At 57.1% G+C, this 12,572-nt stretch carries 7 protein-coding genes and 1 pseudogene; 5 read left to right on the top strand and 3 right to left on the bottom strand.

What is annotated here, in order from left to right:
- Entirely contained in the window at positions 1–456 is a 456-nt protein-coding gene (locus tag IM739_RS11655; protein WP_272911341.1) for an IS3 family transposase, read from the top strand.
- A gap of 333 nt (positions 457–789) precedes the next feature.
- On the opposite strand, the gene IM739_RS11660 is transcribed toward IM739_RS11655, so the two are convergent.
- Both IM739_RS11660 and IM739_RS11665 read right to left on the bottom strand, forming a co-directional pair.
- Entirely contained in the window at positions 790–2,271 is a 1,482-nt protein-coding gene (locus tag IM739_RS11660; protein ID WP_237367918.1) for a hypothetical protein, read from the bottom strand.
- Positions 2,268–2,849, bottom strand: coding sequence for a hypothetical protein (locus IM739_RS11665; RefSeq protein WP_237367919.1), 582 nt, complete (start codon positions 2,847–2,849; stop codon positions 2,268–2,270). The genes IM739_RS11660 and IM739_RS11665 overlap by 4 nt, the downstream gene beginning before the upstream one ends.
- On the opposite strand from IM739_RS11665, the gene IM739_RS11670 reads away from it, so the two are divergent.
- Both IM739_RS11670 and IM739_RS11675 read left to right on the top strand, forming a co-directional pair.
- On the top strand, positions 2,848–3,222 hold the full coding sequence (locus IM739_RS11670) for a hypothetical protein (RefSeq protein ID WP_237367920.1): 375 nt from the start codon (positions 2,848–2,850) through the stop codon (positions 3,220–3,222). The two genes, IM739_RS11665 and IM739_RS11670, sit on opposite strands and share 2 nt — an antisense overlap.
- 536 nt (positions 3,223–3,758) lie before the next feature.
- Positions 3,759–4,244 (top strand): annotated as a pseudogene (locus IM739_RS11675) (transposase); the annotation flags it as partial.
- Between the two features lie 583 nt (positions 4,245–4,827).
- Here IM739_RS11675 and IM739_RS11680 read toward each other — a convergent pair.
- Complete coding sequence (locus IM739_RS11680) at positions 4,828–5,265, bottom strand: DUF932 domain-containing protein (RefSeq protein ID WP_237367921.1); 438 nt, start codon at positions 5,263–5,265, stop codon at positions 4,828–4,830.
- Positions 5,266–5,692: 427 nt separating this feature from the next.
- Here IM739_RS11680 and IM739_RS11685 point away from each other — a divergent pair, with 427 nt between their 5' ends.
- Positions 5,693–12,292: a calcium-binding protein gene (locus IM739_RS11685; protein ID WP_237367922.1), complete on the top strand. Its 6,600-nt coding sequence runs from the start codon at positions 5,693–5,695 to the stop codon at positions 12,290–12,292.
- Between the two features lie 5 nt (positions 12,293–12,297).
- Positions 12,298–12,561 carry a hypothetical protein gene (locus tag IM739_RS11690; RefSeq protein WP_237367923.1) on the top strand — a complete coding sequence of 88 codons (264 nt, stop codon included), beginning with the start codon at positions 12,298–12,300 and terminating at the stop codon, positions 12,559–12,561.
- The last annotated feature ends 11 nt before the right edge of the window (positions 12,562–12,572 follow it).

Raw genomic sequence — 12,572 nt, forward strand, 5'->3', positions numbered from 1 at the left:
ATCGCCGTCGGCTTCTGCTATCTTGCCGTCATTCTCGACGCTTGCAGCCGGAAAGTCGTCGGCTATGGCCTGTCGAAACGACTGGATACGCCGCTGGCGCTGGCCGCACTACATTCGGCCATCGAGAACAGAAAGCCTCCGCCTGGCTGCATTCACCACACGGACCGCGGATGCCAATACGCAAGTGAGACCTTTCGACGAGCGCTCGATGCCGCCGGCCTGCAGGGTTCCATGAGCGCCGTCGGTAACCCGTACCATAATGCGCAGGCAGAGAGCTTTATGAAGACCCTGAAAGTAGAAGACATCTATCCTGCCGGCTACGAAACCTTCGCGGACGTCGCCGAGCGATTGCCCAGGTTCATCGAAGAAGTCTACAATGCCAAACGGTTGCACTCGGCCCTTGGCTACATGTCGCCAGCAGAATTTGAAACCCAACTCGCCCAGCAGGCGGCTTAGTTTGAAGCGCCTCGTGGTCCAGCCCGAGGGGTTCACTCCAACGCCGGGTCAGCTCTCAGTGGAAATCAACAAGACAACAGATCAAACCGGGGCATTTTTGTCTTGGTTCAAAGGGGCAAGCAGGCAAATTGGGACCTTCCCGGCGGGCTTGGCCGCGTAGACTTCGACGGTTTGATCGCGGCTCTTCAACAGAAATGGGTTGACCTGTCGCCGCACTATCCGGGAATCGACGACATTACCGTGATCGGAATCGACCTAACCAAACGTGACAAGAAGGTTTAGATGGCATCGCCGCCAACCAAAACACGACTCGCCTTTTGGGACAGCTGATAGTCAGAGGCCAGCTCTACGAAATCCCTCGACGAACAGTTCGCGGTGCCATCGCTCTTTATGCTCCACCGCAGAAGGCCAATAATTAACATCAACGCCGGGCTCGGTCCTTCGGGCTCGATTGACAAAAATGTCCGCGCGATCACGGCGATCCAAAAAGGCCCAGCTTGCAGCGGCGAGCCTATCTGCTCGCGCCGGGTAGGACATCCCGTCGATGCAAGCTAGCGCGCTGTCAAATCGTCTTAAGGCAAAATTGGCCTCGGCTGCGGTCAGCATGTAAGAGTCCGGGCTCAGAGGATTTAAATTGAATGCTTTTTCCATCTTTTCGAGCGCGATCGTCGGCTGCGACAATTGGACCAACGCCGCTGCATGATCGGCGATAACGTCAGCGTAGTGGGGACCATTGTCCTCTGCGAGTTCAAATGCATGTAGACCGTCGTCAAAGGCGCCGCGAAGCATTTGCGCGATTCCAAGCTCCCTATACCCACCTGACAGATTGTTTCCCAGTGCGAGCGCCTTCGATGCGGTGGACTCGGCTAACTTCAGGAGTTCGATGTCACCACCTGCGGTTAGCAACCACTCCTTGTGAAATGTCCGAGCCAGCAAACACAACGCTGGAGCAAAATGAGGATCTGTCGACAAAGCCGCTCTTGCCGCCTTTCGAGCCCTCCTTACATCAGGCAACGAGGAACCATTAAGCCAGCGCTTAGCAAGGAGGTAATGGTTATAGGCGTCAGCACTGATGTCCAAATTGGGACTTATGGACTGACTGTGTTCGATTCCTTTCGCAATCGACTGCACTATTCGCCGCGAAATCAACCGCTTACGATCGGGAAGATCGTGCTGATTAAGGCTGTAAGTTGCGGCCCAAAGAATTTCGCTTTTCTCTCTGAAGATCAACTGCGTGAACAGCGCCAAATCGCCGTCCGTTTGAACAATCCTCGAATCCAAAACATATGCGATGGAGTGGTTCTCCAGGAAAGTGGCACGAACCTCGGGTTTGGTGGCAATCATCTTGGCGGTGTACGGTGCGACGACGACAACGCCTGTTAAGGCGCATAGTTCAATCGTAATATCCTCAATCAAGGAAGTGATCATCAAATTCGTCTTGGCGAGACCAGAACGAATGGCCGGAGGCAATATGACTAGTCGTGGAGCTGCACTGCCAGATGATGTCTGAGGACCGAGAGGACGGCTTTCCTCAAATCCCTCGGATTGGCGAACAACAGTCGCTGTACCGAACGACGCAGAATGGCTCAATCCACCCTCTATCAGCTGGAAATGCCGATCACTGCCAGCGTCCGGCGTGGAATGGGTTGACACGTCTGTTTTGAAAACCTCATCGCAGAGCGCTCGCCACATTTGCGCGTCTGGCAGCCGCCCCTCGGAGAAAAGAGACGGGAAAATGTCGGCGTCGTAGTGGTCATCACTAGAGTACGCAATCAGTTTTCTGTGATAAAATCTACGCGTTCTCTTGATCGTCATTTTGCTGCCTCCCTCAGAGGGGTGCGACGCTCGCTCGCGACGGATTCGATGAGCCGAACATTTTCGATATGAACTTTCATCATCACGTCATGCAGGCGTGAGGTGCCGGAAAGCGGTCGCCGGTTTCCATTCTTGTTGCTGAATGCGATCAGACCAAAAAGCGCGGCGGAATCACAAATGCGGTTAATATTGGTTTGCATCGCCTTCACCTCGTCTGGATCGGACAGGCCAGCCTGACGGCAGTAAAGCGTTCCCAAGCCATTCTTCGTCAGGGGAGATTTGGTGAAATGTTTCGTGAGGCCCATGGAGTCAAGCACGTCTCTAGGAACGAATTCCGATTCCTTCCAGATAACCGTCAAGCAATCTTGCGACGTTCGAGTGCGTAATCTGTTGTAAGCACCTTTGAATTTGATATCCGATCTCATTTCGTTGGCGAAAACGGGACGGACGACTTCCTCGAACACCACGCGGTAAGTTCTCGCTATCTCGGCGGTGAGTTGAGCGGACGCGATGGCAAGAGCAATGGACGAACGCTCTGTCTCGCGATGCTCTTGCTCGGAAGGCCCGAGTCCATTCATGTCTCACCTTTACGTTGCGGTGGCGGCATTTGAAGAACTTACACGCACCGGGTTCGACAATCTATTATGCAATTTGTTGAATCAGGAACTTGATACATTCTGTACGAACTTCCCGTTCGAAGCCGCGGCTCTAGTATTCTGTCCCTCCAAAATATCCAATTTCTCGTTCAAAATTAATCAGTTACCTTGGCAGCGTTCAAACCAGCCGAAAGGATTTGACATGTCTCGCCCGGTATTCATCTGTATTCCGGTTCCGTGGTCGACAAAACCGGCGACCATCACGATTTCCAACCTTGTCGCCGGCATGATCGTGGCTGCGGTATCATTCATTGTCATCGCGGCATACATTGCGCACGAAATCTACATTCATTAAGGATTTCCCAGAGCGGTGCTCGGTGTAACGGCGGGATGGGCGGCTATCCCTGATGGTTAACAGTTAATGCTGCCCGCGTCCGGTGGCTGCGCCGGGCTCTATTCCGCCCGTGCTGGGGGCGCGGCCTCCACCGAACCCGTTTGCGGTTTCGGCCCATGCGGGTGACGATCCCTGGCAGGAGTGCGGCGGCGTCTGATGCTCAGCCGCCATTTTTTCTGCGCACGGAGCCCGCGCGCGGAACCCTTTTTATCCAGCTTACACCGACGACCGGGGCTTGTCCCAATAGCCTCAGTTCCTCCGGCCCACTCCATTCGGCGAGCCGCTACGCTGGTCTCGCCTCCCGTGTTGTCGGAACGCCCCGCCCTTGGGCGGTGAGGCTTTGGAGCCCCGTTCTTACGGTCGATCATCCAATCCGCCCGCGCACGCGGGCTTTTTATTGGACGCTCGGCGCTGGCCAAGGGTTCAGGCGCGGCTTTTAGAAAGAAAGAGCTTCGCAGGTTCAACCCTTCAAAAGGCGCGGCTTTGCCATGAAACAGGATATTTACGAGAGGATCAAGCAGGCCGAAGCCACGATCAAGGCGATGACGAAGACCAACGGCAATGTAAAGCTGTTGAAGACCATCCCTGGCATCGGGGAATTCTTCGCCCGGCTGATCGATGCCGAGATTGACGACATCGACCGCTTCCGGAATCCGAAGAAGCTAGCCGCCTATGCCGGGCTTGTTCCCTCGACCTATTCGAGCGGTGGCAAGACCTTTCATGGGAAGATTATCAAGCAGGGCAACAAGTGGCTGCGCTGGGCCTTCGTTGAGGCCGTTGCACCGGCAGTCGCTTCCGAGTTGCAGCTTCGTGCGACAAATGAACATCTGAAGTTGAATGGAACCAACAAGGCGCGCGTCGCGATCGCGCGCAAGCTTTTGACGATCACCTTCCAGATCCTGCGTGACCAGCGCCCTTACGAGCGGCGCGGCGTCAATAGTGATGAGGGTGCGTCGGCAACGATATCCCGGCTGTCCCGATGATTTCTTAGCTAGCCCGGCAGGTCTGGGCTGAGCTCTTATCGGAGAATGGGAAACCGGGAACCGAACGCCACTATGTGACCGAAGCCGGAAAGGAAACGGCATCAGGGGCACGGATTGGAGAATGGTTCAAGACCGAAGGACGGTACACGCTGTCCTTCGAACGGGGAAGATTTTGCCGACCGGCCGAAACGCCGCTCAAAGTAGAACCGAACCCAGGGAAAGCTACGAAAACAAGCCGTTTTTTCCTTGTGTTCTTTCATTGGAGAAATCAGCATAGCGCCGGCCGAAGACCGGGATTTCGGGAGTTCTCGTCGCGAAAGGCGCGGACGAAGGGCAGCCGCAGGAGCTTCAACATCGTGGCCCGAAGGAGAAGCGGGACCGACTGCGCCCGCGCATTGCGCAGCCGCTGCCGGAGGAGGGAAGGGGAGTGCCAAGGGAATGGTGCCAGGGCAACCCCTTGCGCCTGTTTTTCGCCGTTCGACACGGCGCGAGACAGGCAGTCTTCCGCAGCCTTTTCGATTACCATCGCCATCGATGACATGGGAGCGCGCCGCCAGACACGGCGACGCTCTTGCGATCCTGCTCAGGATTTCAGGGCAGCCATTCGCTCGCCGAGTAGCCATAGCGCCTTGTTGAGCTTGATATCCTGATCGAAGCCATTCACGGCGCGCGACTTGACGCGGCGCGGCCTGCCGAGACCGTCGCGGCCGGCGCCACGTAATCCACCCTTGATCGCGTTTTCCTGCACCACGTTCCAGACCGTCCAAAGGTCGTCGGCACGGTCGTCGTGACGGCGGGGAATGAGAAACTGCTCCGACTTGATCGGCGTTTTAGTCTCTCCCTCGTTGTCGCAAAATCTGAGAACATGAGCAGCGTCGGCCAGAATGTCCTGTTCGTCGCGCTTGAGCCGCAGTGTTGACCATTCCTGTGGCGCCGCAAGCGTGCGTTCGGCTTGCCACCGCGCTTCGCAGACATGGTGACGCAGTCGTTTCGGCTGCTCTGACCTGCATGGCTGAGGCATGTAAGGGTGAACCACTCACACACGGTGCTTCGATCTTCGGTGCGCTCGTGCGTATCTATGCCAATCCCCCCGAGGGCTTCGATCCCGACGAACTCGTACCAACACTGAGGCGATTCGCGCTCCGCTTCGAAGTATTTACAGCGGGAATGAAAACAGATGTAGTTTTAGGGCAATCTAAAGTTGCTAAATACTCAATGGTTACTTTTATAGTTGAGATTTGCGCATCCAAAGGGCAAGCTGATATTCAGCAAAATCGATCGTTAGCGGAGGCGAGCGGTGTCTGCGGACGCAAGTGCGATAAACCCAGCATAGCACCTGGGGGCTTTGCACTCGTCAAACGAAATCACTGCCCGGGTAAGTCACCCGAACTACAAGTTACAGTCATTTTGTAATTCACCAGCGCATCTCAAAAAAAGGAATAGGGCCTATGGCCGTTTTCACTGGCACCTCGGGCAATGACAACCTCACCGGAACCTCCGACCTGGACGAACTCTACGGCCTTGCCGGCAACGATACGCTCAACGGGGGAGGTGGCGACGACCATCTTATTGCCGGCGCGGGTGACGACATTCTGATCGGCGGAAACGGTGCTGATATTCTCGACGGAGGCGAGGGGGCCGACCGAGTAAACTATGACGGTGCTTATGCCATTACCATAAATTTAAAGAGCGGCGTTCATACCGGTGCAGCTCTCGGTGACACCCTGATTTCAATTGAAGGCATCATCGGCTCGTTTCGCGCAGACACCTTAGTCAGCGGCGATGAGGCCATGTTCTTCGATGGTGGCCAGGGAGTGGATACAGTCGACTACTCCAGTTCCGTTTCTGCCGTCGCTGTTACGCTCGACTTCGAGGGCCATACTACAACCGGCGCTGGCGGTGATGCCGAGGGCGATCAGTATCTTGATGTAGAGCGCGTTATTGGTTCCGATTTCGATGATACGCTATCGTCTTCAGTCACTGGGCATACATTAGAGGGGGGACGCGGTGACGATACTTACATCGTCAACGGCTCAACGAATGTTGCAATCGTCGAGGGAGAGGATGCCGGTATGGACGAGGTTCGGGTGCTTGCATCTTATACGCTCGGCGCCAACCTCGAAAACCTCACCCATGTCGGCACGGGAAATGTTACCCTGACAGGGAACAGCGGAAACAACGTCATCGTGAGTGGGGTCGGAAACCAGAACCTTCTTGGAGGGGCTGGGGATGATGAGCTGCGCGCAGGTGTCGGCGATGACGTACTTACGGGCGGCGCAGGGGCCGATCTTCTTGATGGCGGTGCCGGCCTCGATTACGCAGGCTACAACGGTTCTGCCGCAGTTACGATCAACCTGAAGACCGGGGTTCATACCGGCGACGCCGTCAATGATACCTTCATTTCAATTGAAGGTTTCATCGGATCTAACCAAGCCGATACCTTCGTCAGCGGTGCTGAAGTGGTCTTGTTCGACGGTGATAGCGGTGTCGACACTGTCGACTACTCGACGTCTACGGCGGCCGTGACAGTCAGCCTCGGTGCTGCCGGGGTGACGACCACGGGGACCGGCGGCGATGCTCAAGGCGATCGTTTCATCGATCTCGAACGGATCATTGGCTCCTCATTTGATGACACGCTTTCCACGTCGGTTTCGGGACACACGCTTGCTGGTGGCCTCGGAGACGACATCTATGTCATCGGTGGTGCCGGCGTGACCATAACGGAGGCGCTTAGCGCTGGAACGGATGAGGTCAGGACGACACTCACGACTTACACGCTCGGCGCCAACCTTGAGAACCTGTCCTATACCGGGGGGACGACAGCCAGCCTCACCGGCAATGGTGCCAACAACGTGATCAATGGCGGCGGCGGGAACCAGACCATGTCTGGGGGAGCGGGCGACGATCAATTGATCGGCGGAGCGGGGGACGACATCCTCATCGGCGGCATCGGAGCCGATGCCCTTGATGGCGGGGCGGGCTTCGACTACGCAAGCTATGCCGGTTCTGCCGCAGTCACGGTCAACCTCAAGACCGGTGTGCATACGGGCGAGGCGGTCAACGATACCTTTGTGTCGATAGAAGGCTACATCGGATCAACGGCGGCGGATACCTTCGTCAGCGGTGCTGAAGTGGTCTTGTTCGACGGTGATAGCGGTGTCGACACTGTCGACTACTCGACGTCTACGGCGGCCGTGACAGTCAGCCTCGGTGCTGCCGGGGTGACGACCACGGGGACCGGCGGCGATGCTCAAGGCGATCGTTTCATCGATCTCGAACGGATCATTGGCTCCTCATTTGATGACACGCTTTCCACGTCGGTTTCGGGACACACGCTTGCTGGTGGCCTCGGAGACGACATCTATGTCATCGGTGGTGCCGGCGTGACCATAACGGAGGCGCTTAGCGCTGGAACGGATGAGGTCAGGACGACACTCACGACTTACACGCTCGGCGCCAACCTTGAGAACCTGTCCTATACCGGGGGGACGACAGCCAGCCTCACCGGCAATGGTGCCAACAACGTGATCAATGGCGGCGGCGGGAACCAGACCATGTCTGGGGGAGCGGGCGACGATCAATTGATCGGCGGAGCGGGGGACGACATCCTCATCGGCGGCATCGGAGCCGATGCCCTTGATGGCGGGGCGGGCTTCGACTACGCAAGCTATGCCGGTTCTGCCGCAGTCACGGTCAACCTCAAGACCGGTGTGCATACGGGCGAGGCGGTCAACGATACCTTTGTGTCGATAGAAGGCTACATCGGATCAACGGCGGCGGATACCTTCGTCAGCGGTGCTGAAGTGGTCTTGTTCGACGGTGATAGCGGTGTCGACACTGTCGACTACTCGACGTCTACGGCGGCCGTGACAGTCAGCCTCGGTGCTGCCGGGGTGACGACCACGGGGACCGGCGGCGATGCTCAAGGCGATCGTTTCATCGATCTCGAACGGATCATTGGCTCCTCATTTGATGACACGCTTTCCACGTCGGTTTCGGGACACACGCTTGCTGGTGGCCTCGGAGACGACATCTATGTCATCGGTGGTGCCGGCGTGACCATAACGGAGGCGCTTAGCGCTGGAACGGATGAGGTCAGGACGACACTCACGACTTACACGCTCGGCGCCAACCTTGAGAACCTGTCCTATACCGGGGGGACGACAGCCAGCCTCACCGGCAATGGTGCCAACAACGTGATCAATGGCGGCGGCGGGAACCAGACCATGTCTGGGGGAGCGGGCGACGATCAATTGATCGGCGGAGCGGGGGACGACATCCTCATCGGCGGCATCGGAGCCGATGCCCTTGATGGCGGGGCGGGCTTCGACTACGCAAGCTATGCCGGTTCTGCCGCAGTCACGGTCAACCTCAAGACCGGTGTGCATACGGGCGAGGCGGTCAACGATACCTTTGTGTCGATAGAAGGCTACATCGGATCAACGGCGGCGGATACCTTCGTCAGCGGTGCTGAAGTGGTCTTGTTCGACGGTGATAGCGGTGTCGACACTGTCGACTACTCGACGTCTACGGCGGCCGTGACAGTCAGCCTCGGTGCTGCCGGGGTGACGACCACGGGGACCGGCGGCGATGCTCAAGGCGATCGTTTCATCGATCTCGAACGGATCATTGGCTCCTCATTTGATGACACGCTTTCCACGTCGGTTTCGGGACACACGCTTGCTGGTGGCCTCGGAGACGACATCTATGTCATCGGTGGTGCCGGCGTGACCATAACGGAGGCGCTTAGCGCTGGAACGGATGAGGTCAGGACGACACTCACGACTTACACGCTCGGCGCCAACCTTGAGAACCTGACCTATACCGGGGGGACGAATTTTCAGGGCAACGGAAACAGTTTGTCCAATGTGATCACCTCACAGAACGGTGCCGACACGCTTTATGGATACCAAGGCAACGATACCTTTATCGGCGGCGGCGGTGCCGACATGATCTATGGTGGCGACGGATCGGACACATCGAGCTATTTCAATTCGAACGCGGCTGTAAATGTGGATCTTTTGGCAGCCACGGCCATCGGGGGACATGCCCAGGGCGATATCCTCAACAGTATCGAGAACCTCGTCGGTTCCTCGTTCAACGACAGCTTGAGCGGAGACGCAGGTTCAAACCGGATTTCCGGCCTGGTGGGTGCCGATATCATCAACGGGAATGCAGGCGACGACTGGATCGATGGAGGAGTCGGCGCTGACGTCATCGCTGGTGGCACAGGTATCGACACGCTTTCCTATGGCACGTCCGCAGCAGGCGTGAACATCAACCTCATCTCGAACGTGCATTCGGGCGGCGACGCTGAAGGCGACAGCTTCAATGGAATCGAGATCATCGAGGGCTCCAGCTTCGCGGACAGTTTTATCGCGGCTACAGGCATGGTTCTTCGCGGCGGTACAGGCGACGATATCTACGTGGTGGACGTTGAAAACGTGGTCATCGATGAGGAACTCGACGAGGGTGTCGACACCGTTCGAGTGTCGCTCTCTGCCTACACGCTGCAAGACCATATCGAGAACGTGGTATTCACGGGGGCCGGTTCGTTCGCGATTACCGGAAATTCCGGGAACAACCTGCTTGCGGGTGGCGCTTTCCAGGACAGCCTGATGGGCGGCGCTGGCAACGACGTTCTTGTGGGAGGAGCCGGAGCGGACAGCCTAGACGGCGGCGACGGTTTTGATACGGCAGATTATTCCGGGTCTTCGGCGGCGATTTCAATTTATCTCAGCGGCGGGCTGGGTTCGGGTGGAGATGCAGAGGGCGACACCATCATCAGCGTGGAGAAGGTGATCGGCACGGCGCTGGACGATTCCTTTGTCAGCGGCGCCGCCGGCAATCACCTGAAAGGCGGGGCGGGGAATGACACCTATCTGATCAATCATGCCGACGTGGTTGTGGAAGAACTTGCTGGACAAGGCGACGACGAGATCCGGACAACGCTCTCGACATATTCGATTGGGAGCAATACCGCCATAGAACGCCTGCAGTATACGGGGACCGCGGACGCGAGCCTGACAGGCAATATCGGAGCCAACTTCCTGACTGGCAGCAGCGGCAACGACGTGTTGATCGGTGGAGCAGGCGCCGACCAACTCGTCGGCGGAGCCGGTTCCGACGCCGCGAGCTACACGACTGCCGCAGCAGCCGTGACAATCAATCTGGTTACCGGCATCCACACCGGTGATGCGGCGGGTGATGTGTTCGACGGCATCGAGGCGTTCATCGGCTCCAACCACAATGATACGTTTTTGCTTTCGGCAGGGGCAGATCTGATCAATGGCACTGCCGGCAGCGACACAGCGAATTATTCCCTGTCGTCGTCGTCCGTCGCAATCGATCTCACCACCAACATCCACTCAGGCGGCTTTGCCGAAGGTGACAATCTCATCAGTGTTGAGCGGGTGATCGGCACTTCCTTTGGCGACACGTTGGCGTCCTCAACCTCCGGTCATGTTCTGACGGGTGGAGCAGGTGACGACATCTATGTGATCGGCGGCAGCGGGGTGTCGATTGTCGAATCTGCCGGCGGCGGGACTGACGAAATTCGCACCTCAGTTGCGAATTACTCCATGGCGGGCTTCAGCAATGTTGAGAAACTGACTTATAACGGCACGGCCAATGCCGTGTTGACTGGCAATGTGGGCAACAACACAATCATCGGCGGTGGAGGGAACGACCGACTGGTTGGCGGCGCGGGCGCCGACATTCTGATTGGTGGAAGCGGTCTCGATACGGCAAGCTATGCCAACGCCACTAGCGCCGTGACCGTCAACCTGCACTCGGGCACCCACCTTGGGGATGCAGCCGGAGACGTCTTCGACAGCATCGAGGGTTATCTCGGTTCCGCCTTCGACGACACGTTCGTCGGCAATTCGAGCGGTAACACTTTTAACGGTGGTTCTGGCCTCGATACAATTGACTATTCAAACTCGACAGAGGGTGTGAGCGTCAACCTAACGGAGAACAGCCACTCGGGAGGTCATGCTTTTGGCGACAGCCTGACCAGTATCGAGCGGGTGGTCGGGACCGCGTTCGATGATATTCTCGCTTCGGCAACTGCTGGTCACATGCTGGTCGGCGGAGCGGGAGATGACACATACCTGATCGGAGATCAGGGTGTGATCGTCAACGAGGCTGAATCATACGGGCTTGACACTATACTTACATCGGTCGCCAGTTACTCTATCGCCGGGATGACCGGAATTGAGCGGTTGACGTACAATGGTTCCGCTGCTGCTATTCTAACCGGCAACACAGTGAATAATGTGCTGACCAGTGGTGATGGAAACGACATCATTGAGGGTGGGGGTGGCGACGATGAGCTCAGGGGCTCCGTCGGTGACGACACCTATGTCTACCTGAGAGGGGACGGAAACGACCGAATCATCGAGGATTCTGCAGCAGGGGCGGCCGATCAATTGATCCTCCAAGATGTCAACTCTACCGAGGTAGGTGTGGAGCGTCTTGGTGCGGATCTCCGGCTTCAGATTCCAGAAAGCGACATCAGCGTGAATGACGGTGGATCCATCGTTATTGTGGGGGCTTTTGCAGAGGGCGACCAAGCTGGTATCGACACCATCTTGTTTGCTGATGGCGTGATCTGGTCGACGAGCGACATTAAGGCGCATGTTCTCAACGCAATCTCTACAGAAGGCGACGACGTGATCGAAGGCTTCAGCAGTGCCGATGTCATTGACGGAGAGACCGGTGCGGATGTCATCTTCGGTGCCGACGGCGATGATGTGATCGATGGTGGCCTGGGCAACGATATCATAGGCACTGGTTCCGGCAATGACACGATCGTTTTCCGACCGGATTTCGGCGTTGATGCTGTAACTGATTTCCAGGCCGGAGTTTCGTCGGACGACGTGATCGAGTTCGCTGACGGGCTATTCACCGACTTTGAGGCAGTTCTTGCTTCTGCCTCACAAGTCGGCAGCGATACGGTGATCAGCTTTGATCCTCACAACAGCATCACTCTGAAGTATGTCGAGGTTACATCGCTGCATCAGGACGATTTCCGGTTCGTGGCATGATCTGAATGACGAGCAGCAATTCCAACATCTTACAGCGGCGGCCGTTGGTCGCCGCTGCTCTCAAGCAAGTGCAGTCGACGTTGCTTACGGTCGCGGCGGTGAGCGCTGTAACAAATGTGCTGATGCTGACCGGACCCTTGTTCATGATGCAGGTCTATGACCGGGTGCTGACGAGCCGGAGCGTGCCAACTCTGGTGGCGCTTTCACTGCTGGCGGTGGGGCTTTACCTGTCCTCGGCATTCTTGAACTTCTGCGATCCCGGATCCTGACGCGCGTCGGG

The sequence above is a fragment of the Rhizobium sp. SL42 genome (assembly GCF_021729845.1).
GTDB lineage: Bacteria > Pseudomonadota > Alphaproteobacteria > Rhizobiales > Rhizobiaceae > Allorhizobium.